Source organism: Pantoea sp. AS-PWVM4 (assembly GCF_000468095.1).
Lineage (GTDB): Bacteria > Pseudomonadota > Gammaproteobacteria > Enterobacterales > Enterobacteriaceae > Pantoea > Pantoea phytobeneficialis.
This window is the reverse complement of the sequence record NZ_ASZC01000002.1, coordinates 333409-356475: the sequence shown is the minus strand read 5'-3', so window position 1 is coordinate 356475 and position 23067 is coordinate 333409. Positions and strand designations below refer to the sequence as shown.

Here is a 23067-nt window from a genome sequence, read left to right as displayed (position 1 = left end):
CTGCCTTGTGGCGTTGGTCAAGCCATCTCACCGGGAAAAGGTTTACACTTCAGATATTTTTCGTTAGCGTGACGCCTCATTTTTTCAGGGACGAATCACATGATGTATACCGGATTGATCATTATCCTGCTGCCACTGATCCTCGGCTGGTTGTTGCCACAGCAAAGCCCACGTCTGTTGAAAATCGCCAACCGCTCGTTGGGACACATTGTTTACCTGATCCTGTTTTTTATGGGCATCAGCCTGGCGTTTCTCGACAATCTTGGTAGCAATCTGCTGACGATCTTCCATACCGCGCTCATCAGCATGTTGTGTATCCTTGCCTGCTCGCTGGGCGCGCTGTGGCTGCTGGAAAAACGTTATCCGTGGCAGCATAACCATCGCCCGCAAACATTGCCCTCACGCTGGCATATGGCGCTGGAATCGGTGAAATTGTGTGCCACTGTTGCCGCGGGATTTCTGCTGGGATTGACCCACGCATCCCCCCTGCGTCACGCTGCCACCGCCAGCGAATACGCGTTGATCCTGATGCTTTTCCTGGTCGGCATTCAGTTGCGCGGCAGCGGCATGACATTACGGCAGATTATGTTGAATCGCCGTGGCCTGTTGGTGGCGGGGGTATCGCTGGTCAGCGCCCTGTGTGGCGGTACTCTGGCTGCTACGTTACTGGGTTTGCCGCTAAAAACCGGGTTGGCACTGGCGAGCGGATTTGGCTGGTACTCCCTCTCCGGCATTCTGATGACCGAAGCCTTCGGCCCGGTGATGGGCAGTGCAGCGTTCTTCAATGACCTGCTACGCGAATTATTCGCCATCATGCTAATCCCCCTGCTGGTCACACGCCATCGCTGCACGGCGTTGGGGTTGAGCGGTGCCACCTCAATGGATTTCACCCTCCCCATCTTGCAGCGCGCAGGAGGGATGGAGATTGTCCCGGCGGCCATTGTGCACGGCTTTATCATGAGTCTGCTGGCGCCGATTCTGATCGCCCTGTTCTCGGCCTGACCCGATTACGCGCAGCGCATTTTTTCACGGCTGCGCGGTTATCCCATCGTCTACGCTTCAGACTGACCTCATTTTCCCGGAAAGGAGTGTTTGATGAAGCAAACTGTTGCAGCGCTGCTGGCGAAAACCCTGGAAAACGCAGGTGTGAAACGCATCTGGGGCGTAACTGGCGATTCATTGAATGGGCTAAATGACAGCCTCAACCGCATGGGCACCATCCAGTGGATGCCCACCCGACATGAGGAAGTCGCTGCTTTTGCCGCCGGTGCCGAAGCGCAAATCAGTGGGCAACTGGCGGTGTGTGCCGGTTCCTGCGGGCCGGGCAATCTTCACCTGATCAACGGCCTGTTTGATTGCCATCGCAATCATGTCCCGGTGCTGGCCATTGCCGCGCACATCCCCTCCAGTGAAATCGGCAGTGGCTATTTTCAGGAAACCCACCCCCAGGAGTTGTTCCGCGAATGCAGCCACTATTGTGAGCTGGTGTCCAACCCGGAGCAGCTGCCGCAGGTGCTGGGCATCGCGATGCGTAAAGCCATCCTCAATCGTGGCGTTTCGGTGGTGGTATTACCCGGTGATGTGGCGCTGAAAGCAGCCCCAGAAGGCGCACGCGCCGATTGGTATCCGCCACAATTGCCGCAGGTGGTGCCGTCCGCCAGTGAAATCGCCCGACTGGCGTTGACGCTGAATGGCGCAAAAAATATTACCCTGCTGTGCGGCAGCGGTTGCGCCGGTGCGCATGCTGAAGTGGTAAAGCTGGCGGAAACGCTGAAAGCACCGGTGGTACACGCGATGCGTGGCAAAGAACATATCGAGTACGACAATCCTTATGATGTTGGTATGACCGGTCTGATCGGTTTTTCTTCCGGTTTTCACGCCATGATGAACGCCGACACGTTGGTGCTGCTGGGTACGCAATTCCCCTACCGTCCCTTCTACCCGGCAGAAGCCAACATCATTCAGATTGATATCAATCCCGCCAGTCTCGGCGCGCATAGCCATGTTGATATGGCGTTAGTGGGCGATATCAAAGCCACCCTGCTGGCATTGCAGTCGCAGCTCACCAGCAAAAGCGATCGCCAGCACCTTGACCACGCATTGGAACACTATGCCGATGCCCGCAAAGGGCTGGACGAACTGGCAACCGCCAATGATAAACAGGCAATCCATCCTCAATATCTGGCGCAGCAAATCAGCCATTTTGCCGCTGATGATGCCATCTTTACCTGCGATGTCGGCACCCCCACGGTTTGGGCTGCACGTTATCTGAAAATGAACGGTAAACGGCGGCTACTCGGCTCGTTTAATCACGGTTCGATGGCTAACGCGATGCCCCAGGCATTAGGCGCACAGGCGCTCAACCGCGACCGTCAGGTGGTGGCGCTGTGTGGCGATGGCGGATTCAGCATGCTGATGGGCGATTTTATTTCCGTGGCACAACTGAAGCTGCCGGTAAAGCTGGTGATCTTCAACAATAGCGTGCTGGGGTTTGTGGCGATGGAGATGAAAGCCGGAGGCTATCTCACTGATGGCACCGAACTGGAAAATCCTGACTTTGCGGCCATCGCCACCGCCTGTGGCATCAAAGGGATTCGGGTAGAACAAGCCTCGGCGCTCGACAGCGCGCTGGAGGAAGCATTCGCCCATGATGGTCCGGTGCTGCTGGATGTGATTACCGCCAAAGAAGAGTTGGCTATCCCACCACAAATCAAACTGGAACAGGCCAAAGGCTTCAGTTTGTATATGCTTCGCGCGATTCTGAATGGTCGTGGCGATGAAGTTGTGGAGCTGGCGAAAACCAACTGGCTGAGGTAAAACGGTTTCAGCAAACCAAAAAATCGTATGCGGGCGCTCAGCCCGCTTTTTCTTTCAGGAGAGCGACGTGATCGATTTACGCAGTGATACCGTAACCCGCCCGAGTTCCGCCATGTTGGACGCCATGATGGCGGCTGAAACCGGCGATGATGTTTATCGTGACGATCCTACCGTCAATGCACTGGAAGCCGAAGCTGCACGTCTGAGCGGCAAAGAAGCCGCGTTATTTTTTCCTACCGGTACACAAGCGAATCTCGTGGCGCTATTGAGCCACTGCCAGCGCGGTGAAGAGTATATCGTTGGACAGCAGGCGCATAACTACAAATACGAAGCCGGTGGTGCGGCAGTGCTGGGCAGCATTCAGCCTCAACCGATTCTGGCGGCGGAAGACGGTACCTTGCCGCTGGTCGATGTCGCTGCCGCTATTAAGCCGGACGATATCCACTTTGCCCGCACCCGTCTGCTGAGCCTGGAAAACACTCATCACGGCAAAGTGCTACCACTCGCGTATCTGGAGCAAGCCTGGCAATTCACTCGCGAACATAAGCTGGCGTTGCATATTGACGGCGCGCGTATCTTCAACGCGGTGGTGGCGCAAAACACCACGCTGGAAAAGATTGCCCGTTACTGCGACACCCTGACCATCTGCCTGTCCAAAGGGCTTGGCACCCCGGTGGGATCGCTGCTGTGCGGTGATGCTGCGTATATTGAACAGGCTCGCCGCTGGCGCAAAATGACCGGCGGCGGGATGCGCCAGGCCGGAATTCTGGCGGCCGCAGGCCTGTATGCGCTGCAACATAATGTGGCGCGTTTGCAGGACGACCATGACAACGCGGCCTGGCTGGGCGAGCAGTTGCAAGCGCTGGGCGTGACGGTGGTAAGCCAGCAAACCAATATGTTATTTGTACAGGTCCCACCGCAGCAGGTTGAAGGGTTAAAAGCGTGGCTGAAGGCGCGTGACGTGTTGATTAGCGTCGGCCCGGTAACGCGTATTGTTACCCATCTGGATGTCAGCCGTGACGATCTGGCACAACTGGTAGCTCACTGGCAGGCCTTCCTGCAACAGGCATAACCTCAGGCAGCACCATATTTCGCCAGTAACGCGCGGGCAATTGCCAGCGTCTCTGCATCCGCCAGGCCACGGTAATCCCGCGGCCTGAAATGCATCTGAAATGCCGCAATCACCTTACGCTGCATCGCAGGCGTGGTGGCAGCCGTGACGTCATAACCGTAGCGCTGTAACACATCCAATAATGCTTGTTGATCAACCAACGCATCGGCGGCCTGATCGCCAAGGTAACGCTGCACCGTAGCCGTATCGGGCCACGCCCCAATCCCCTGCTGCGCCAGTTGCTGCCACGGAAACAGTGGACCAGGATCCTGTTTGCGCTGCGGCGCGATATCGCTGTGCCCCACCACATTTTCCGGCGAAATACCGTAACGCTTGGTGATGTCTTTGACTAAGGCTTCCAGCGCCGCGATTTGTGCCGGGCTGAACGGCTGCCAACGCAATCCGACCAGCGTGCGTTGATAGCCGCTGTTTACCAGTTCAATGCCAATCGAGGTGTCGTTGATACGCGTCGCGCCGCGCCAGAAACTCGGGCCGGCGTGCCAGGCCAATTGACTTTCGGGCACCAGTTGCCAGATCACCCCTTTTCCTCTGCGCTGTTCGGGTTGCGCCGGAATCAGGTAATGCGCGCTGACTTCACGATCGGTCAAGGTCGCCAGCGAGGAAGGAAGATCTTCGGCGGTGTAGTGGATCACCACGACCTTAATGCGTGGCCGCGCGCCTTGCGCCGGGTGGGAGGTATCGACCCAATAGCCGTGGCGTGCTTCAATCGCCGACTGACACCCGCTCAGGATCAGCATCGCCAGCAGCAACCCACCACGCATCAGCCACATCAACATCCTCTCCCCCGTCTGGCACCGAAACCAACGCTATACTTTATGCTAATTATGCCGCTTTGCCAGTGAACAATAAGGAAATCGAGATGAGAAACAATGCTTTTGCGCTAGTTGTTCCCGTAGCGGTGCTGCTCAGCGCCTGTACCACCGTTGAGCCCGTGATAAAGGATAATGGTCCACGTATGGCGTCGTGTGTCGAAGGCGGCCCGGATAGCGTGGCGCAGCAATTCTACGATTTACGCGTCAGCCAACCAACCCAGGGCCTGCCGGATAATGCGCTGCTGGCGAAATATCGTCCCTACCTGAGCGACCGGTTGTATCAGAAGTTGGTGCAGTCAAACGGGTTGAGCAATAAACCTGCCGACTGGCGCAGTGGTGACCTGTTCTCCAGCCTGGCGCAAGGCCCCACCTCTGCTGAGGTAGCCAGCGCCTCCTCCATCCCCAACCGGGATGCCCGCAATATCCCGCTGCGTGTTGACCTGACGCGGGGCGATAAGAAGTGGCAGGACGAAGTACTGATGATCCACGAAGGCAGCTGTTGGGTAGTGGATGATGTGCGTTACGTTGGCAACTGGCCGCATCCGGGTGGTGGCTCGCTGAGTCAGTTGCTGGAGGAGCGTTAATTACCTGTCTGGCGTGATAAATCACGCCGCTACAAAATGTATCGGTTGTAGCGGCGCGATTTATCGCGCATTTTGTCTGCCACACCGTGATGTCGAGATATTGTGCTACCCTTTTTACCTTTAACTGCTGTTTAATAAATTTTAACCCACCTCAATTGCATAACTATTCTGGTGACGTTAAGATTCGCGGCATCAATTGCTATTCATTTATTGCGCATGAGTATTCAACTAACCGGCATTAACTGTTTTTACGGTGCCCACCAGGCGCTGTTCGATATCAACCTGGCCTGCCCACAGGGCGAGACGCTGGTGTTGCTCGGTCCGAGCGGCGCGGGGAAAAGTTCACTCCTGCGCGTGCTGAATCTGCTGGAGCAGCCGCGTTCTGGCAGTTTGCAGATCGCCGGTAATCATTTCGACTTCAGTAAGACTCCGTCTGACAGCGCGATTCGTGAATTGCGTCAGAACGTGGGTATGGTGTTCCAACAATACAACTTGTGGCCGCATCTGACGGTGCTGCAAAACCTGATCGAAGCGCCCTGCCGCGTGCTGGGTTTAAGCAAGGATCAGGCCCGTGCGCGCGCCGAAAAACTGCTGGATCGTCTGCGTCTGACCCCTTATGCCGAGCGTTTTCCCTTGCACCTTTCCGGTGGCCAGCAACAACGCGTGGCGATTGCACGCGCGCTGATGATGGAACCCCAGGTGCTATTGTTCGATGAGCCGACCGCCGCACTCGATCCGGAAATCACCGCGCAGATCGTCAGCATTATCAATGAGCTGGCGCAGACGAAGATTACCCAGGTGATCGTCACCCATGAAGTGGAAGTCGCACGTAAGACCGCCAGCCGTGTGGTGTACATGGAAAATGGCCACATTGTGGAACAGGGCGACGCCAGCCACTTTACACAGCCGCAAACCGACGCGTTTGCTCACTATCTTTCGCACTAAGTCAGGATGTCTCTAATGAAAAAAGTCGTACTTGCTGCACTGCTTGCTGGTTTGAGTCTGAGCGCTTCCGCTGCGCAGACCCTGCGTTTCGCGACCGAGGCCTCTTATCCTCCGTTTGAATTCGTCGATTCTGACAATAAAATTCAGGGCTTTGATGTCGATTTGGCCAATGCCTTGTGTAAAGAGATTGATGCCACCTGTACCTTCACCAATCAGGCCTTTGACAGCCTGATCCCGAGCCTGAAATTCCGCCGTTTCGACGCGGTGATGGCTGGTATGGACATCACGCCAGAGCGTGAAAAGCAGGTGCTGTTCACTAAACCTTACTACGACAACTCAGCGCTGTTTATCGCGCAAAAAGGCAAAGTGGCGGATGTCGCGGCGCTGAAAGGCAAGCGTGTCGGCGTGCAGAACGGCACCACCCATCAAAAATATCTGTCTGATAAGCACAGCGACATCACCGTGGTGCCGTATGACAGCTACCAGAACGCCATCCTCGACCTGAAAAATGGCCGCATCGATGCCGTCTTCGGTGACACTGCGGTGGTCAACGAGTGGCTGAAGCAAAACCCGAACCTGGCCGCGCTGGGTGATAAAGTGACCGACAAAGCCTACTTCGGCACCGGTCTTGGCATCGCGGTGCGCATGGGTAACACCGAGTTGCAGGAAAAATTCAACGCCGCGCTGGATAAAGTCAAAGCCGACGGTACTTACAAAACCATCTACAACAAATGGTTTCAGCAGTAATTTCTGATGAATGAAATGATTCCACTCGCAAGCGCCGCCGGTATGACCGTCGGCCTTGCCGTTTGTGCATTGATCGCCGGCCTTGTGCTGGCGATGATTTTTGCTGGCTGGGAATCGGTGCGCTGGCAGCCGCTGGCCTGGGTTGGCACCGGTTTGGTGACGCTGATTCGCGGTCTGCCGGAAATCCTCGTGGTGCTGTTTATCTACTTCGGTGCCTCGCAATTGTTGCTGACGCTGTCGGATGGCTTCCATATCAACCTTGGCCTGTTCACCATTCCGGTGCAGGTACAGATTGAGAACTTCGATGTCAGCCCATTCCTGTGCGGCGTGATTGCGCTGGCGATGCTCTACTCGGCTTACGCATCACAAACCCTGCGCGGCGCGTTAAAAGCGGTGCCAGTGGGTCAGTGGGAATCCGGTCAGGCGCTGGGGATGAAGAAGTCAGCGATTTTCTTCCGCCTGATCATGCCGCAGATGTGGCGTCACGCATTACCCGGCCTGGGTAACCAGTGGCTGGTGCTGCTGAAGGATACCGCGCTGGTGTCGCTGATTAGCGTTAACGATCTGATGTTGCAGACCAAAAGTATCGCTACCCGTACGCAGGAGCCCTTTACCTGGTATCTGGTGGCCGCGGCCATCTATCTGATTATCACGCTGTTCAGTCAGGCGGTGCTGCGCCGTATTGAATCGCGCACCACGCGTTTTGAGCGGGGAGCCTGATATGCTGCAATATTTACCCGAACTGCTGAAAGGTCTGCATACCAGCCTGACGTTGACCGTCGCTTCACTGATCGCCGCGTTGGTGTTGTCGCTGCTGTTCACCGTGGTGCTGGCGCTGAAAGTGCCGGTGGTGAATGCCCTCGTCAAAGGCTACATCACGGTGTTCACCGGTACGCCGCTGCTGGTGCAGATCTTCCTGATTTACTACGGCCCCGGCCAGTTCCCCAGCATCCAGAACATTCCCTGGCTGTGGCATTTGCTGTCGCAGCCGTGGCTGTGCGCCCTGCTGGCGCTGTCGCTCAACAGCGCAGCCTACACTACGCAATTGTTTTACGGCGCGGTACGTGCCATTCCTTCCGGTCAGTGGCAATCCTGTGCTGCCCTCGGGATGAATCGTAAAGACACGCTGCGAATTCTGCTGCCGTATGCGTTTAAACGTGCGCTGTCGTCTTACTCCAATGAGGTGGTGCTGGTGTTCAAAAGTACCTCTCTGGCCTACACCATCACGCTGATGGAGGTAATGGGCCACGGTCAATTGCTGTATGGCCGCACCTATGATGTCACGGTGTTCGCCGCCGCCGGTTTGGTGTATCTGTGCGTCAATGGTTTGCTGACATTGATGATGCGCCTGATTGAACGACGCGCGCTGGCATTTGAGCGTAGAAATTAATATCCAGGCGGGTTTTCCCGCCTTTTTTCATTATTTATACAACATTCTTGCATAATGATGCATTCGATGGCATCTTGTAACGCGTTCGCCTCCGGGCGTAAATGATCTACAGGAGCCTCAAAAATGAAAAAATGGATCGTTGCTGCTGCACTGGCAACTCTGGCAATGAATGCCTTTGCGGCGGAGAAAATCCGCTTCGCCTCTTCCGCGACTTATCCTCCATTTGAATCTCTGGACCGTGAAAATCAAATCGTTGGCTTTGATATCGATCTGGCAAAAGCGTTATGCCAGCAAATAAAGGCCGAATGTACCTTCACCAACAACGCATTTGACAGCCTGATCCCCTCTCTGAAATTCCGCCGCTATGACGCCATCATCTCCGGTATGGATATCACCGCCGATCGCAGCAAACAGGTGGATTTCACCCAACCCTATTATGCCAACTCGGCTGTCGTCATTGCGCGTAAAGGCCAGTTCAGTGATTTCGCCCAGTTGAAGGGCAAACGGATTGGTATGGAAAACGGCACCACCCATCAGAAGTACCTGCTGGAGCAGCATCCGGAAGTGGTCGCGGTGGCGTATGACAGTTACCAGAACGCCATTCTCGACCTGAAAAATGGCCGTCTGGATGGCGTATTCGGTGATACCGCCGTGGTAAATCAGTGGCTGAAAACTAATGCTGATCTGGCACCAGTTGGCGCGCATGTGACGGATGCCAGTTATTTTGGCACCGGGCTGGGCATTGCGGTACGTAAAGGTAATACCGAACTACGCGATCAGCTGAATGGCGCGCTGGCGGCAATCAAAGCCAACGGTACGTATCAGCAACTCAATCAGAAGTGGTTCCCCGAATAATAGCTATGGGGTCGGCGCGGTGTGATGCCTGACAGGTTCTGCACTGTCCTCGGTTCAGGATGAGCACGGCGTCGCCCCACCCCTTCAGCGTTTAGTCAGTAACGTCAGCACTTCGAAATGGGCGGTATGAGGAAACATATCGAACAACTGCACGCGGCTGACGTCATAGGCACTCAGACGCGCGATATCCTGCGCCATGCTATGCGGATTGCAGCTGGAATAGAGAATGTATTCCGGTGCCATCTGGCTAAGGTAGGCGCATAACTCAGCCCCAATGCCACGGCGTGGCGGATTGACCAGCACCAACTCCGGTACCTGATCCCGCGAGGCGGCGAACTGGGTGGAATCCAGCGCGGCAAAACTGACCTTCTCCAGCCCCAGTTGCTGAGCTGACTGGCGAGCACAGGCGATAGCTTCCGCGTTGATCTCAATCCCGGTTAACTGCATCTCTGCGCTGGCACAGTGCAGACCAAAACCGCCTACGCCACAAAACAGATCCCACATGCTGCTCACCGCCAACTGCGCCACCCAGTCGCGTGCGGTGGCATACAAACTGGCTGCCATCCGCGGGTTGGTCTGGAAGAAACTTTGTGGGCGAATAAACAGCGGTACGTGATTAAACGTCTCGGCCAGCGCCTGATCAGGCGTCAGCGCAATCTCCTCCTCGCCTTCGAGGATCGCCATATGCACCGGCTGAATATTGGCAGAGATCACCGTCAGCTGTGGCAGCTGCTGTTGCAGCCACGGCAGCGCGGCGCGTAACTGTTCCAGTTTGCTGGCAGAGCGCAGCACGAAACGCAGCATCATGCCGCCCTGGGTGCTCTCCGTCAGCAACAGGAACTTCAACTCACCACGTTTGCGCGCCACGTTATACGGTGTTAAACCGGCGCGGGCGATAAAGGGTTTGAGTACGGCAAACACCGGAGCAAAACTGGCGGGATAGAGTGGGCAGGCGCACAGATCAACCGGCTCGCCATCACGCGACATCATGCCAAACACCGGACGCTCGACACTGCCGCTCACCACCATCTTGGCTTTATTACGAAACCCCTGTTCAACCGAAGTGACCGGCGCGCGCCACTCCCCTACCGCCTGCTGCGCCAGCAGTTGCTCCAGCAGCGACTGTTTCTCAGAAATCTGCTGCGGGTAAGGTTTTTCCAGCCACTGGCAGGAACGGCAGCGGTCGGCATCATAAAGCGCGCAATGCATGGTGGGGCCTGTATTCTGAATCGGGAGAAAAAACGGGGGGCGATTGTATCACCGACGCCGGAAAAAAGCGCGGCTGCTGGCCGGGACAAACAACAGCAGCAGAACCATCACATCCGGCAGTTTCTGCGACAGAGTATGGTGAATAATCTGCGCGTTAGTTTCGCCATCGATACTGAAGATCTCCGGGTAAATCCAGCCCATCGATGCCATCAGCATATATCCCAGCACGATAATCTGGGTCGCCACATAACCCCAGCGCCCTCGGTTACTGCCGCGCATCAGGGTGAAAGCACAGCGCAGCTCAAACAAAAAGATCAGCTGGCTGGCAATAAAAATGACGGTGGAATCCCAGGCCTGAGCGCTACGGTGGACAAAATTGACTAACTCTTCGTAACCCAGTTCATTCGCCAGCATCACCACGCTGATGCAGCGTGTCGCAATAATGGCGATACCGGCAACCAACACCGGCGCAGGCGTGAACAAAGGCACTTTTTTCAGGGTTTCCGACATCGACCAGGCTCCATAACAAAAGGCTGGCTGCGCCATCATGCTGATCAGGTTTGCACGAATCAGTAGCGGCGCGATTTATCGCGCTGTCGCAGGTGTAAAACCCCGCGCGATAAATCGCGCCGCTACGAAATGTATCCTACCTGAGCAGCATTACGTCAGCTCCAGCCTCTCCTATAGTGGCAAATGTTACGGATTTCAGCCACGTCTTGCTTTCTGAATATCGCGCAAACGTTGCTTTTCTTCGTGCGCCATAAAGCGCCAGGCGATAAAACCGACCAGACCGACGACGAACAGAATCAGCGATGCCAGGGCGTTGATCTCCGGGTTCACGCCACGGCGCACGGTAGCAAAGATCGCCATCGGCAAGGTGGTCGCACCCGGACCGGTCACAAAGCTGGCAATCACCAGGTCATCGAGCGACAGGGTAAACGCCAGCAGCCAGCCCGTAATGATGGCCGGGGCGATCATGGGTACGGTAATCACGAAGAACACCTTAAGGGGGGTTGCGCCGAGATCCATTGCCGCTTCTTCAATCGAACGGTCCAACTCACGCAAGCGCGAGTTGATTACCACCGCCACATAAGCGGTACAGAAGGTGACGTGTGCCAGCCAGATAGTCAGCATGCCACGATCGCTCGGCCAGCCAAGGGTATTGCCCATCGCCACAAACAGCAGCAACAGCGACAACCCGGTGATCACGTCCGGCATCACCAGCGGCGCGGTAAGCATAAACGCAAAGCCGTTGTGCCCTTTGAAACGGCCAAAACGCACGATAATCACCGCTGCGATAGTGCCCAACACCACCGCCATACTGGCCGACATCGCGGCGATGCTCAGGCTGAGCAGCACCGCATCGATCATCGCATCGTCCTGGAACAACACATGGTACCAGTGGAACGAGAAGCTCTCCCACACCGTTACCAGTTGTGAACTGTTAAACGAATAGGCCACCAGCAGCAGCATCGGTGCATACAGGAACAGGAAGCCGAGCACCAGAATCGCGGTACGCCAGGGGGAGCGGATAGCCGGTAACTGATTCATCCCTTCTCTCCCATTTCACGGTTTTGATGTTTGTGGAACCAGACAATCGGCAGGATCAGAATCAACAGAATGATCACCGCCAGCGCTGACGCCACCGGCCAGTCACGGTTGTTGAAGAACTCCTGCCACAGGATACGTCCAATCATGATGCTGTCCGGGCCGCCCAACAATTCCGGGATGACGTACTCACCCACCGCCGGGATAAACACCAGCATCGAACCGGCGATAATCCCGCCTTTGGTCAGCGGTACAATGACACTGAAAAAGGTCTTCAACGGACGCGCACCCAGATCCAGTGAGGCTTCCACCAGCGAATAATCAATACGCGTCAGCGCGGTATAAATGGGCAGCACCATAAACGGCAGATAGCAGTAAACAATACCGATATACACTGCGGTGTTGGTGTAGAGGATCACCAGCGGATGATCGATAACGCCCAGCCACATCAGGAAACGGTTGAGGATACCGTTGTTATTCAGCAGCCCCATCCAGGCATACACACGTACCAGGAACGACGTCCATGACGGCAGGATCACCAACAACAGCAGGATGGTACGCATGGAAGGCTTACTGTGCGCCACCGCCCACGCCAGTGGATAACCAATCACCAGGCAGATAATGGTGGAGATAGCCGCCACTTTCAGCGATTGCAGATAGGCGTCAGCGTATAAAGGATCATCCGTCAGTTGCAGATAGTTACCGAGATTAAGCACCAGATTGAGCTGATCATCAGCCCAGGTGACCAAATCGGTATAAGGCGGGATCGCGCGCGCGATATCGGCAAAGCTGATTTTCAGCACGATCAGGAACGGCAGCAGGAAAAACAGCACCAGCCACAGGTACGGCAGTGCGATCACCAGCTTACGGCCATGTTGCATTTTGATGCGCGTGGCCCAGCGCTGTAGCGGGGTGCCCGGCTGTTCAGCCTGCGTGGCACCGGGTTGAGAAATCTGGCTCATTCCGCCTCCTTAAACCGTCAAAACCACACAGCTGTCTGCATCCCAGCACAGGCGCACTTCATCGCCCCAGGTGGGCGCGCCTTTGCGGTAACGATGGGCGTTCTGCAACTGGGCGCTAATCATCTGACCGCTCTGCAAACGCACATGGTAGATCGACAAATCGCCAAGATAGGCGATGTGTACCACTTCCCCCACCGCGAAGTTACAACCATCGGCAGGCACTTCGTCGCACAGCATCACTTTTTCCGGGCGCAGCGCCACATGCACCGGAACGTTATCGACGATGGAGACATCCGTCTCCACTTTCAGCGGATGCACCAGACCCGGGCTTTCCAGCACCAGACCATCTTCACGGCGCTCACGCAGCAATCCTTCAAACACATTTACCGAGCCGATAAATTCGGCGCTGAAGCGGTTGGTTGGGTGTTCGTAAATCTCTTCTGGCTCACCGATCTGGGCGAATTTACCGCGGTTCATAATGGCGATACGTCCCGCCATGGTCATCGCTTCTTCCTGGTCGTGGGTCACCATGACGCAGGTCACGCCGACGCGCTCCAGAATATCCACCACTTCCAGTTGCATACGGTCGCGCAGCTTTTTATCCAGCGCCCCCATCGGTTCATCCAGCAGCAGCAGCTTCGGACGCTTAGCCAGACTACGTGCCAGCGCCACACGCTGACGTTGACCGCCAGAAAGTTGATGCGGTTTACGTTTGGCGTACTCCTGCATGTGCACCAGCGCCAACATTTCTTCAACGCGGCTGGCGATTTCGCCTTTCGGCAGTTTGTCCTGCTTGAGGCCAAACGCGATATTTTGCTCCACCGTCATGTGCGGGAACAACGCATAGGACTGGAACATCATGTTGATCGGCCGCTGATACGGCGGCACATGGGAGAGATCCTGCCCATCCAGCACAATCTGACCGCTACTCGGCACCTCGAATCCTGCCAGCATACGCAGCAGGGTCGATTTGCCGCAGCCCGAAGGACCGAGCAGAGCAAAAATCTCACCTTTGTAAATGGTCAGGCTGACATCATCCACGGCGTGCTGGCCGTCAAAGGATTTGGTCAGGTTGCGGATTTCCAGCAGCGGCGTTAATGCCTTTGCGGTTTTGTTATGGGGGCGGGGAATCGCGTCGCTCACTAACTTATCTCCAACGCTTAGCGACTGTTAACATCAGCCGCTAAAAATGGCACAACAGAGGCCATCACCGCGCCTCTGTTGTCGTCCTAATACAAGTGAATCCGTTCAGAACGAATTACTTACCACTTTTAACTTTAGTCCATGCACGGGTACGTACACGATCCAGTTTCGGATCCTGGACTTTCAACACGAACAGCTTGGACATAATCTCGGCTGGCGGGAAGATGCCTGGGTTGTTACGTACATCGGCATTGATCAGCGGCAGTGACGCCTTGTTGCCGTTGGCATAGTTCATCTTGTTAGAGATGTCGGCGATCACTTTCGGATCCATGATGTAGTTCAGCCACTGGTAGGCTTCGTCGAGATTCTTGGCATCTTTCGGAATCGCCATCATGTCGAAGAACGCCAGTGCGCCCTGCTTCGGAACGCTGTAGGCCAGGTTCACGCCATTTTTCGCCTGAGCAGCACGGTCCTTCGCTTGCAGGATGTCACCCGACCAACCGATCGCCACACAAATGTTGCCGTTCGCCAGGTCGTTGATGTACTGCGACGAGTGGAAATAACGAATGCTCGGACGCAGTTTCAGCAGCAGATCGGTCGCTGCACCGGAGTAATCTTTCGGGTCAGAGCTGTTCGGATCTTTACCGAGGTAGTTCAGCACGGTGGCAAAAATCTCTTCCGGCGCATCGAGGAAGGAAACACCACAGCTTTTCAGTTTTTCCAGGTTTTCCGGCTTCAACACCAGATCCCAGCTATCAACCGGCGCGTCTTTACCCAGAATAGCTTTCACTTTATCGACGTTATAGCCGATACCGGTGGTGCCCCACAGGTAAGGAATCGCGTATTTGTTGCCTGGATCGTGCTGAGCCACTTTCGCCATCAGATCCGGGTCGAGATTTTTGTAGTTCGGCAGTTTGCTCTTATCCAGCTCCTGGAACACACCAGATTGCAACTGGCGCGCGAGGAAGCTCGACGACGGCACGACCACGTCGTAACCGGTGCTACCGGCCATCAGTTTGCCTTCCAGTACTTCGTTGGAGTCAAACACGTCGTAGACGACTTTAATGCCCGTCTCTTTTTCGAAATTCGGAACCGTGTCCGCCGAAATATAATCAGACCAGTTATAAACGTGCAGCGTTTTATCTGCGGCCAGTGAACCAGCTGACGCTGTCATCAGTACACCAGCAACCACACCTGACAACCATTTTTTACGTTGGTTGAACATGTTTTCCTTCCTCCTGAGCGGGTCATCACAACGCTGCATACACGCGATCCGGACGTTGCGTTTTCTGTTTATTTACAGGCACACAATGAATCAATATTCAGCGGGAGTTTAATAGTAAAAACCTATACCTGCGCTGAGGTTGCACGTCTCAAGCAGCCCCGCAAGAATAGCCGCCCCGCTTCACCTGTACCAGATCCCAGCGTAAAAAACGCCTTTTTGCGATAAGTTATGCATGTTTCTGCTATGGGGTTCGGCATGCGCGGCATAAAGCACGACAAATATCTGGCGATTTAGGGCAAAATGCAGAATAAAAAGTGGTGGGGATAAAATGAAAACTGCCGCAAAAAGCGGCAGTTAATCAGACAGGAAAATCAGTGCAGCATCGCACGGCCGAGTGAGCTGGGTTGTCGCTCCTCTTCCTCGCCCATCATCAGCAAATTATTGGCGAAGGCTTCCATAATCACCATAGAAACCTGCTCCTCGCTTTGCTTCATAAAGTGCGAGAACTGACCAAAGGTTAATCCAGCGGTGGTACTGAGCGACTGGCAGACAATCAGCTTCGGCAGATTATCATCCTGAATGTCGATAAAGGCTTTCACCGTCAGGGAGCTGGCATTGATTTGCGACAGATCGCCCACCAGCGGAATCAACGCCGTAGGTTTCACTTCAGCCAGCGCTGAGAACAGGATTACACCATCCACAAGGTCGATTTTTGCATCAAACACCCCGTCAAAATTCTGCATATGCGGCAGATGCAAAGCCTGGCAGGCATCGCATTCGAACCAGGTGATATTTTGTTGATCCAGCCAGCGACGCAGCACGTCGATGTCAGGAACGACCAGTGAATCCATCGTCATGTCCCGTGGGGTGAAGAAATAAGCGCCTTAGCTTACGGAAAAAATGAAATCGATGCCACGAAAAACGCTGAAAAGCGCGTCTCAGCCACCAGTTTTAAGACGGAAACCGGGCAGCGCGTGCTGTTCAATCCAGTCTATCATCATGGCAGCGATGTTCATCCCGGTGGTGCATTCAATGCCCTCAAGACCAGGAGACGCATTCACCTCCATCACCAGTGGCCCTCGGTTGGCACGTAAAATGTCAACACCAGCCACTTCCAGCCCCAGGGTGCTGGCCGCTTTGACTGCAATCTCACGCTCCTGATCGGTGATGCGCACCGGGTAAGCCTTGCCGCCGCGATGCAGATTGGAACGAAAGTCGCCCTCTTTGGCGGCACGTTCAATCGCCGCGACCACCTCATCGCCAATTACCAGGCAGCGAATATCCCGCCCCTGCGCTTCTTTGATGAACTCCTGCACCAGAATATGCGCGTTAAGACCACGAAACGCATCGATCACGCTCTCCGCCGCCTGACGGGTTTCCGCCAGCACTACGCCAATGCCCTGCGTCCCTTCCACCAGCTTCACCACCAAAGGCGCGCCGCCCACCATGGTGATCAGATCATCGGTATCATCCGGTGACGAAGCAAAGCCGGTGACCGGCATATCAATCCCTTCGCGCGCCAGCAGTTGCAGCGAGCGCAGTTTGTCACGCGCCCGGGTAATCGCCACCGACTCATTCAATGGATAGCTGCCGCACAACTCAAACTGACGCAGCACCGCCGTGCCGTAAAAGGTAATGGCGGATCCGATGCGCGGGATCACCGCATCAAAATGCCCGAGCGGTTCACCGCGATAATGCACCGCAGGCGACGCCGGGTTGATATTCATATAACAGGAAAGCGGATCGATAATTTGCACCTGATGACCACGCGCTTCCGCTGCTTCACGCAGACGCTTACACGAATAGAGCTGTCCATCACGGGAGAGAATGGCCATTTTCATCGCAGAATTCCTTGTGCTTAACGGGTTGCCCAGCCCTGCTGGTGCAGGTAATCCAGCATAAACGGACGCGTTTCTTTTATGATCAGGCGTTGAATCAGCTCGCTCCAGGTTTCCGCGCGTTGATTGCTGTCACGCTGTTGATAATAGATGCTGGTTCGGCTGTCGTATTCCGCCAGCACCGCCGCATCGAAAGGTTGATAGGTGTTTTCATGCACCAGCATCGCCTGCGGGATACGGGGTTTGATATCCGGCACCGCGGCAGGATGGCCGATGCAGAAACCAAATAATGGCAGCACAAACTTGGGCAGGCCGAGCAGCGTGGTGACATCCGCGATGTTGTTGCGGATACCGCCGATAAACACACCACCCAGACCGAGCGATTCCGCTGCTATCATCGCATTCTGCGCCATCAGCGCGGTATCCACGCAACCCAACAATAACTGCTCGGCTCGCCCCAGTTGCGCTTCGGGGCAAATTTGCAGATGACGATTAAAATCGGCGCAGAACACCCAAAACTCCGCAGCGGCACTCACCCACGGCTGCCCGCCAGTCAGTGTCACCAGTTGCTCACGCTTCTGCCGATCGGTGATACGGATAATGGAGGAACACTGCAAAAAACTGGAGGTTGAAGCCGCTTGTGCCGCTGCAATAATGGCGTCGCGCTGCGCCTGATCAATATCCTGATCGGTAAAAGCACGAATGGAACGGTGGCTGCACAGTAAATCAATGGTCGGCGTCATAATCCTCTCCGGTTACTTCTTTTTGTCATGTTGATTGAACAACTGAGGGGCCATCGCTTTGGCGGTACGCCACATCATCAACCAGGCGGCGGGCAGCATCAGCACGATGCCGACAATGAACAACACCGTCGCCAGCGTCTTTTCACTGATAGCGGCAGGCGCCGCGATCCAGTCATTAATTAACGCCAGTGCGCCAATCACGGCGATCACGCCGATGGCTTCCAGTAACAGCACCGGCTTTGGTAATCGGGCCAGGTTGCTCATGAGATGACTCTCCCACAGTTCAATCCGTTAAGCCGTCTGTTATAGCACAATTGCCTGGTGGTAATCCGGTGGCTTAATGTGACCCTTTTCAATCGAAGGATGGCATTGTGCCGACTCACTGCCAGCACGGGGGATTTTTATACTGACAGCTCAATATTGTCGGAGAAATAAAACATGAAACTGACCCAGATTCGTAACGCAACCTTAAAACTCGAGTATGCCGGTGTGCGCTTCCTGATCGATCCCATGTTCGCTGATAAAGACGCATGGCCCGGCTTCCCGGGTTCGGCCCGCGCCCATCTGCGTAACCCGCTGGTTCCGTTGCCGTTGAGCATCGATGAGCTACTTGATGTCGATATCATTATTGTCACCCATACCCATCAGGATCACTGGGATGAGGCCGCGCAGCAGCGGATTCCCAAAGACCACCTCATCTACACCCAAAATGAACGGGATGCCACCCTACTGCGTTCACAGGGCTTTAGTCAGGTGCAGGCCCTGGCCGCGGAAAACAATATTGCGGGTATGATTATCAGTAAAACCGAAGGGCAGCACGGTAGCGATGAGGCTTATGCGATCCCCGCCGTGGCGGAACGTCTTGGCGATGCCTGCGGCCTGGTTTTCCGTCATGAAAACGAACAAACGCTGTATATTGCGGGAGATACCGTCTGGGTAAAACCCTATGTCGATAGCCTGAACACCTTTACACCGGAAGTCATTGTATTGAATATCGGTTGCGCTACGTTGGACGGCCTCGGCGCGATCATCATGGGCAAAGAGGATGCGTTGCGCACCCATCAGCGACTGCCCGCTGCCATGATTGTGGCCTCCCATATGGAAGCGGTGAATCATTGTCTGCTGAGTCGTAAGGAACTGCGTGAATTTGCTGCCGGGCAGGGACTTGAACATCAGATCCTGGTGCCAGAAGATGGTGAAACCCTGAGCTTTTAACCTGGAGTGCGAACGATGTCTGCATTGCGTGTGGTGGTGGTGGCCAGTCGGGGATTTAGCCCGTTCCACTTTTCAGTACCGTTGATGGTATTTGGTAAAGCCATGCCGCAGGAAGGTTTGTTTCAAGTGGATATTGCCGCAGAGCGGCCTGGGGTGATCGCCTCTGATAACGGCCTCTCCATCCATGTCGGGCACGGCCTGGAGTCCCTTGCCAATGCTGATATCGTGATTGTCCCGTTTTGGCAGCATCCGGATGAACAACCTTCAGCCGCATTATCACACGCGTTGATTCAGGCATGGCAGCGCGGCGCGGAAGTGGTGGGACTCTGCCTCGGAGCCTATGTGCTGGCCTATACCGGGCTGCTGGATCACCGTCGGGCTGCCACGCACTGGGAGTTTGAACAGGACTTTGCCGCGCGTTTCCCGCAAATTCGTCTGGATAACAACGCGCTTTACACCCGCGACGAACGTCTGATCACTTCAGCGGGCACCGCTGCCGGTATCGACTGCTGTCTTCATATCGTGCGCGATCATTATGGCGCCGCCATCGCCAATCGGGTTGCCAGAAGAATGGTGGTCCCTCCCTATCGCGAAGGTGGTCAGGCACAATTTATTGAACGCGTGGTGCCCGATTCCACACGAGATAGTCAGATCAACGATTTGATCGATTTTTTGCGCCACAACCTTGATAAGCCGCATGATATCGCTTCACTGGCACACTTTGTCAGCATGAGCAGACGCACGCTGACTCGCCATTTCTCAAGAGCCACCGGCATGACGCCCGGCGAGTGGCTGAATGTGGAGCGATTGCGACGCAGCCAGGAATTGCTGGAAACCACCGATCACAGCATTGAGACTGTCGCCTCACTGGCGGGTTATCAGTCGCCCATTTCATTTCGCCAGCGCTTTAAAGCGCGTTTTAACGTCAGCCCCAGCGAATGGCGGCGTACTTTTCGTGGGCCAGATGCGCAGTTTTAAAGACCCTGCGCATCACAACAACAGGCAATTCCTTCTTTCTTTCACCCTTTTTAGCGGGCATCATGTCTGCCATTATTCACGCTGTGATGTGACTTTCATCACAAAACAGCAGCGGAAGGAGAGAAGCAATGTTTGCAGTGATTTTTGGTCGTCCCGGCTGTCCTTACTGCGTACGCGCCCAGGAACTGGCCGCCAAACTGACCACCGAACGTGACGATTTTAATTATCAGTACGTCGACATTCAGGTGGAAGGCATCACTAAAGCCGATCTGGAAGCCCGTGCGGGTAAACCGGTCACTACGGTGCCGCAGATTTTCCTCGACCAGCAGCATATCGGTGGCTATACCGATTTCGCCGCATGGACGAAAGAGAATCTGGATTTCGCGGTATAACAGATCGTAGCGGCGCGATTTATCGCGCGGGTTTTGCCAGCAGAAAACCGCGCGATAAATCGCGCCGCTACACCTGCCTCATGATCGCATTGCCAGCATGATGCGCAGCAAACGTACCAATAGCGCGCCACAGCCCGCCCAAAACAGCGCACTTAATCCCCAGATGACCATCCAGCCGCTATGGCTCAGATTCAGCACCAGCAACACCCACAGCGTACCTAGCACCGTCCCCGCCAGTGCCACCCACAGCGTACTTTTTAACGGACTTTCCGGCTGCATCAGCGCCACCACAATGCCCGGCAGCAGAAACAGCAGCAACTCTGGCTGACCACCTATCGACCTTTCACCCGGTGAGACCCAAAAATGATGGGCAAAAATAAACACCAGCGTATATAGCGTTACGCCCAGCACCGATGCAGGCCAGCGATTATTACGCTGCAACATAACCAACCTCAACTTCAGTGTTAACAATATTGAAACTTTTAACTGCCCTGGCACACGAGTGGAAATAAAAAGAAACAGCTGAATGCGGAAGGAATGAAAACTGCCGATAGCTGAGGGTGTTAATTATGATTAGAATGACGCCGCTTCAAAATTCGGTCCCTGCCCTCCCGGCAAAACGGGCACCTGCGGTCGCCACAAGATAGCGAAAAACGACCTTTTCATCAACATGTTACAGGTAAATAAGAAGTTAAAGCGTGAATATTAACGTCGCAGATTTGTTAAGCGGAAATGACGTCCTGTTATTATTTGTGGTTTTAGCCCTCGGTCTCTGTCTGGGTAAATTACGCCTTGGCTCTGTCCAGCTCGGAAATTCCATTGGCGTATTAGTAGTATCGCTTATTTTAGGTGAACAACATTTCGCCATAAATACCGCTGCATTGAGCCTCGGATTTATGCTGTTTATTTTTTGTGTCGGCGTCGAAGCGGGACCCAACTTTTTTTCGATCTTTTTCCGTGACGGTAAAAACTATTTTATTCTCGCCATCGTGATGGTGGGTAGCGCCCTGCTGCTGGCGCTGCTGTTGGGTAAAGTGTTCGGCTGGGATATTGGCCTGACCGCTGGCATGCTGGCAGGAGCCATGACCTCCACACCGGTGCTGGTGGGTGCCGGGGACACGCTCCGGCATAGTATCAGTGATAATCAGCAACTGAACCTGATGCAGGATCATCTCAGCCTCGGCTATGCCATTACCTACCTGGTCGGTCTGGTCAGCCTGATCTTCGGCGCACGCTACCTGCCACGTCTGCAACATCAGGACCTGCCGACCTGCGCCCAGCAAATTGCCCGTGAGCGCGGTCTGGATGCTGACAGTCAGCGTAAAGTTTTCCTTCCGGTGATCCGCGCCTACCGCGTTGGGCCAGAGTTGGTGGCATGGAGTGGCGGCAAAAATCTGCGTGAACTGGGCATTCATCGTCAGACCGGCTGTTATATCGAGCGTCTGCGCCGCAACGGTATCCTTGCCAGCCCGGATGGGGATGCTCAGTTGCAACTTGGCGATGAGATTTCGCTGGTGGGTTATCCCGATGCCCATGCCCGTCTCGATCCCAGCTTCCGTAACGGCAAAGAAGTGTTCGACCGTGACCTGCTGGATATGCGCATCGTGACCGAAGAGATTGTGGTGAAGAACCATAATGCGGTGAATAAACGTCTCAATCATCTGAAGCTGACAGATCATGGCTGTTTCCTCAACCGCGTTATCCGCAGCCAGATTGAAATGCCGATCGATGACAGCATCATGCTGAACAAAGGTGATGTGTTGCAGGTCAGCGGTGAGGCTAAGCGTGTGAAAAGTCTTGCCGATCGTATCGGCTTTATCGCCATCCATAGCCAGATGACCGATCTGCTGGCATTTTGCGCCTTCTTTATTATTGGTTTGATGATCGGCATGATCACTTTCCAGTTCAGCAACTTCAGTTTTGGTATCGGTAACGCGGCCGGGCTCCTGTTTTCCGGAATCATGTTGGGCTTTCTGCGTGCCAACCATCCGACCTTTGGTTACATCCCTCAGGGCGCGTTGACGATGGTAAAAGAGTTCGGCCTGATGGTGTTTATGGCGGGCGTTGGCCTTAGCGCAGGCAGCGGCCTGCAACACGGGCTGGGCAGTGAAGGTGCGCTGATGTTACTGAGTGGCCTGCTGGTCAGTCTGGTGCCGGTGGTGATTTGTTACCTGTTTGGTGCTTATGTACTGCGAATGAACCGCGCACTGCTGTTCGGGGCGATTATGGGGGCACGCACCTGCGCCCCGGCGATGGAGATTATCAGCGACACCGCACGCAGCAATATTCCGGCGCTGGGCTATGCCGGAACCTATGCGATTGCCAACGTGCTGCTGACGCTGGCCGGTACGCTAATCGTCATTATTTGGCCAATTTTGCCCTTATAAAAATTTTTCGACTGAGTCCAGAACTTTTTTTCCGGGGTGCAGTCTGAATTAATGCCACTGCTTTTCTTTGAAATCCCCAAGTTGAGGAGCCCGCCAGTCACTGACTGACGGGTTTTTTTATGCCCGTCGTAAGTGGCTTAAGGTT

At 54.9% G+C, this 23067-nt stretch carries 25 protein-coding genes; 13 read left to right on the top strand and 12 right to left on the bottom strand.

Features of this window, described 5'->3' with window-relative positions:
• The first annotated feature begins 102 nt into the window (after positions 1-102).
• The 3 genes from L579_RS01835 (at position 103) to ltaE (ending at position 3889) form a co-directional block, all read left to right on the top strand.
• The gene (locus tag L579_RS01835; RefSeq protein ID WP_036624807.1) at positions 103-1002 is read left to right on the top strand and encodes a lysine exporter LysO family protein; all 900 of its coding nucleotides are present in this window, start codon (positions 103-105) and stop codon (positions 1000-1002) included.
• Positions 1003-1095: 93 nt separating this feature from the next.
• On the top strand, positions 1096-2817 hold the full coding sequence (gene poxB, locus L579_RS01830) for a ubiquinone-dependent pyruvate dehydrogenase (RefSeq protein WP_021182583.1): 1722 nt from the start codon (positions 1096-1098) through the stop codon (positions 2815-2817).
• Between the two features lie 67 nt (positions 2818-2884).
• On the top strand, positions 2885-3889 hold the full coding sequence (ltaE, locus tag L579_RS01825; protein WP_021182582.1) for a low-specificity L-threonine aldolase: 1005 nt from the start codon (positions 2885-2887) through the stop codon (positions 3887-3889).
• A 2-nt stretch (positions 3890-3891) separates the two neighbouring features.
• On the opposite strand, the gene L579_RS01820 is transcribed toward ltaE, so the two are convergent.
• Complete coding sequence (locus tag L579_RS01820; protein WP_369758255.1) at positions 3892-4725, bottom strand: N-acetylmuramoyl-L-alanine amidase; 834 nt, start codon at positions 4723-4725, stop codon at positions 3892-3894.
• An 83-nt stretch (positions 4726-4808) separates the two neighbouring features.
• Here L579_RS01820 and L579_RS01815 point away from each other — a divergent pair, with 83 nt between their 5' ends.
• The 6 genes from L579_RS01815 (at position 4809) to artJ (L579_RS01790) (ending at position 9282) form a co-directional block, all read left to right on the top strand.
• A complete protein-coding gene (locus L579_RS01815) occupies positions 4809-5345 on the top strand; it encodes a lipoprotein (RefSeq protein ID WP_036624578.1) in 537 nt (178 codons plus the stop codon).
• A gap of 216 nt (positions 5346-5561) precedes the next feature.
• Positions 5562-6290, top strand: a complete 729-nt coding sequence (gene artP, locus L579_RS01810) for an arginine ABC transporter ATP-binding protein ArtP (RefSeq protein WP_021182579.1) — start codon at positions 5562-5564, stop codon at positions 6288-6290.
• Between the two features lie 15 nt (positions 6291-6305).
• Complete coding sequence (artJ, locus tag L579_RS01805) at positions 6306-7037, top strand: arginine ABC transporter substrate-binding protein (protein WP_021182578.1); 732 nt, start codon at positions 6306-6308, stop codon at positions 7035-7037.
• A gap of 6 nt (positions 7038-7043) precedes the next feature.
• Positions 7044-7757 (top strand): arginine ABC transporter permease ArtQ, encoded by a 714-nt coding sequence (gene artQ, locus L579_RS01800; protein WP_021182577.1) that lies wholly within the window; start codon positions 7044-7046, stop codon positions 7755-7757.
• A gap of 1 nt (position 7758) precedes the next feature.
• On the top strand, positions 7759-8427 hold the full coding sequence (gene artM, locus L579_RS01795) for an arginine ABC transporter permease ArtM (protein ID WP_021182576.1): 669 nt from the start codon (positions 7759-7761) through the stop codon (positions 8425-8427).
• A gap of 123 nt (positions 8428-8550) precedes the next feature.
• On the top strand, positions 8551-9282 hold the full coding sequence (artJ, locus tag L579_RS01790; protein ID WP_021182575.1) for an arginine ABC transporter substrate-binding protein: 732 nt from the start codon (positions 8551-8553) through the stop codon (positions 9280-9282).
• Between the two features lie 84 nt (positions 9283-9366).
• Here the strand turns inward: artJ (L579_RS01790) and rlmC are convergent, their stop codons facing one another.
• The 10 genes from rlmC to L579_RS01740 form a co-directional block, all read right to left on the bottom strand.
• On the bottom strand, positions 9367-10491 hold the full coding sequence (gene rlmC, locus L579_RS01785) for a 23S rRNA (uracil(747)-C(5))-methyltransferase RlmC (protein ID WP_021182574.1): 1125 nt from the start codon (positions 10489-10491) through the stop codon (positions 9367-9369).
• 48 nt (positions 10492-10539) lie between these two features.
• Positions 10540-11001, bottom strand: coding sequence for a YbjO family protein (locus L579_RS01780; protein ID WP_036624572.1), 462 nt, complete (start codon positions 10999-11001; stop codon positions 10540-10542).
• Between the two features lie 195 nt (positions 11002-11196).
• Positions 11197-12042 carry a putrescine ABC transporter permease PotI gene (gene potI / locus L579_RS01775; protein WP_021182572.1) on the bottom strand — a complete coding sequence of 282 codons (846 nt, stop codon included), beginning with the start codon at positions 12040-12042 and terminating at the stop codon, positions 11197-11199.
• A complete protein-coding gene (gene potH / locus L579_RS01770) occupies positions 12039-13001 on the bottom strand; it encodes a putrescine ABC transporter permease PotH (RefSeq protein WP_021182571.1) in 963 nt (320 codons plus the stop codon). The genes potI and potH overlap by 4 nt, the downstream gene beginning before the upstream one ends.
• A 9-nt stretch (positions 13002-13010) precedes the next feature.
• Positions 13011-14144, bottom strand: a complete 1134-nt coding sequence (gene potG / locus L579_RS01765; RefSeq protein ID WP_021182570.1) for a putrescine ABC transporter ATP-binding subunit PotG — start codon at positions 14142-14144, stop codon at positions 13011-13013.
• A 115-nt stretch (positions 14145-14259) separates the two neighbouring features.
• A complete protein-coding gene (gene potF / locus L579_RS01760; RefSeq protein WP_021182569.1) occupies positions 14260-15369 on the bottom strand; it encodes a spermidine/putrescine ABC transporter substrate-binding protein PotF in 1110 nt (369 codons plus the stop codon).
• A 371-nt stretch (positions 15370-15740) separates the two neighbouring features.
• A complete protein-coding gene (locus L579_RS01755) occupies positions 15741-16220 on the bottom strand; it encodes a YbjN domain-containing protein (RefSeq protein ID WP_013508474.1) in 480 nt (159 codons plus the stop codon).
• Between the two features lie 87 nt (positions 16221-16307).
• Positions 16308-17210, bottom strand: coding sequence for a 30S ribosomal protein S6--L-glutamate ligase (gene rimK, locus L579_RS01750; protein WP_021182568.1), 903 nt, complete (start codon positions 17208-17210; stop codon positions 16308-16310).
• Positions 17211-17227: 17 nt separating this feature from the next.
• Positions 17228-17950 carry an oxygen-insensitive NADPH nitroreductase gene (nfsA, locus tag L579_RS01745; protein ID WP_021182567.1) on the bottom strand — a complete coding sequence of 241 codons (723 nt, stop codon included), beginning with the start codon at positions 17948-17950 and terminating at the stop codon, positions 17228-17230.
• Between the two features lie 12 nt (positions 17951-17962).
• Positions 17963-18214: a DUF1418 family protein gene (locus tag L579_RS01740; RefSeq protein ID WP_021182566.1), complete on the bottom strand. Its 252-nt coding sequence runs from the start codon at positions 18212-18214 to the stop codon at positions 17963-17965.
• A 174-nt stretch (positions 18215-18388) separates the two neighbouring features.
• Here L579_RS01740 and L579_RS01735 point away from each other — a divergent pair, with 174 nt between their 5' ends.
• The 3 genes from L579_RS01735 to L579_RS01725 all read left to right on the top strand — a co-directional run bounded on the left by L579_RS01735 (position 18389) and on the right by L579_RS01725 (position 20535).
• Complete coding sequence (locus tag L579_RS01735; protein WP_021182565.1) at positions 18389-19165, top strand: MBL fold metallo-hydrolase; 777 nt, start codon at positions 18389-18391, stop codon at positions 19163-19165.
• Between the two features lie 15 nt (positions 19166-19180).
• Entirely contained in the window at positions 19181-20143 is a 963-nt protein-coding gene (locus L579_RS01730; protein WP_021182564.1) for a GlxA family transcriptional regulator, read from the top strand.
• Positions 20144-20271: 128 nt separating this feature from the next.
• Complete coding sequence (locus tag L579_RS01725; RefSeq protein ID WP_013508468.1) at positions 20272-20535, top strand: GrxA family glutaredoxin; 264 nt, start codon at positions 20272-20274, stop codon at positions 20533-20535.
• 78 nt (positions 20536-20613) lie between these two features.
• Here L579_RS01725 and ybjM read toward each other — a convergent pair whose 3' ends face one another.
• Positions 20614-20979 (bottom strand): inner membrane protein YbjM, encoded by a 366-nt coding sequence (ybjM, locus tag L579_RS01720; protein ID WP_021182563.1) that lies wholly within the window; start codon positions 20977-20979, stop codon positions 20614-20616.
• 254 nt (positions 20980-21233) lie between these two features.
• Here ybjM and L579_RS01715 point away from each other — a divergent pair, with 254 nt between their 5' ends.
• Positions 21234-22922, top strand: a complete 1689-nt coding sequence (locus L579_RS01715) for an aspartate:alanine antiporter (RefSeq protein ID WP_036624566.1) — start codon at positions 21234-21236, stop codon at positions 22920-22922.
• Positions 22923-23067 lie beyond the last annotated feature (145 nt).

Coding starts and splice junctions, on each gene's coding strand:
- L579_RS01835 (WP_036624807.1), top strand. CDS start 103: ATGTATACCGGATTGATCATTATCCTGCTGCCACTGATCCTCGGCTGG.
- poxB (WP_021182583.1), top strand. CDS start 1,096: ATGAAGCAAACTGTTGCAGCGCTGCTGGCGAAAACCCTGGAAAACGCA.
- L579_RS01820 (WP_369758255.1), bottom strand. CDS start 4,725: ATGTTGATGTGGCTGATGCGTGGTGGGTTGCTGCTGGCGATGCTGATC.
- L579_RS01815 (WP_036624578.1), top strand. CDS start 4,809: ATGAGAAACAATGCTTTTGCGCTAGTTGTTCCCGTAGCGGTGCTGCTC.
- artP (WP_021182579.1), top strand. CDS start 5,562: ATGAGTATTCAACTAACCGGCATTAACTGTTTTTACGGTGCCCACCAG.
- artJ (WP_021182578.1), top strand. CDS start 6,306: ATGAAAAAAGTCGTACTTGCTGCACTGCTTGCTGGTTTGAGTCTGAGC.
- artQ (WP_021182577.1), top strand. CDS start 7,044: ATGAATGAAATGATTCCACTCGCAAGCGCCGCCGGTATGACCGTCGGC.
- artM (WP_021182576.1), top strand. CDS start 7,759: ATGCTGCAATATTTACCCGAACTGCTGAAAGGTCTGCATACCAGCCTG.
- artJ (WP_021182575.1), top strand. CDS start 8,551: ATGAAAAAATGGATCGTTGCTGCTGCACTGGCAACTCTGGCAATGAAT.
- rlmC (WP_021182574.1), bottom strand. CDS start 10,491: ATGCATTGCGCGCTTTATGATGCCGACCGCTGCCGTTCCTGCCAGTGG.
- L579_RS01780 (WP_036624572.1), bottom strand. CDS start 11,001: ATGTCGGAAACCCTGAAAAAAGTGCCTTTGTTCACGCCTGCGCCGGTG.
- potI (WP_021182572.1), bottom strand. CDS start 12,042: ATGAATCAGTTACCGGCTATCCGCTCCCCCTGGCGTACCGCGATTCTG.
- potH (WP_021182571.1), bottom strand. CDS start 13,001: ATGAGCCAGATTTCTCAACCCGGTGCCACGCAGGCTGAACAGCCGGGC.
- potF (WP_021182569.1), bottom strand. CDS start 15,369: ATGTTCAACCAACGTAAAAAATGGTTGTCAGGTGTGGTTGCTGGTGTA.
- L579_RS01755 (WP_013508474.1), bottom strand. CDS start 16,220: ATGGATTCACTGGTCGTTCCTGACATCGACGTGCTGCGTCGCTGGCTG.
- rimK (WP_021182568.1), bottom strand. CDS start 17,210: ATGAAAATGGCCATTCTCTCCCGTGATGGACAGCTCTATTCGTGTAAG.
- nfsA (WP_021182567.1), bottom strand. CDS start 17,950: ATGACGCCGACCATTGATTTACTGTGCAGCCACCGTTCCATTCGTGCT.
- L579_RS01740 (WP_021182566.1), bottom strand. CDS start 18,214: ATGAGCAACCTGGCCCGATTACCAAAGCCGGTGCTGTTACTGGAAGCC.
- L579_RS01735 (WP_021182565.1), top strand. CDS start 18,389: ATGAAACTGACCCAGATTCGTAACGCAACCTTAAAACTCGAGTATGCC.
- L579_RS01730 (WP_021182564.1), top strand. CDS start 19,181: ATGTCTGCATTGCGTGTGGTGGTGGTGGCCAGTCGGGGATTTAGCCCG.
- L579_RS01725 (WP_013508468.1), top strand. CDS start 20,272: ATGTTTGCAGTGATTTTTGGTCGTCCCGGCTGTCCTTACTGCGTACGC.
- ybjM (WP_021182563.1), bottom strand. CDS start 20,979: ATGTTGCAGCGTAATAATCGCTGGCCTGCATCGGTGCTGGGCGTAACG.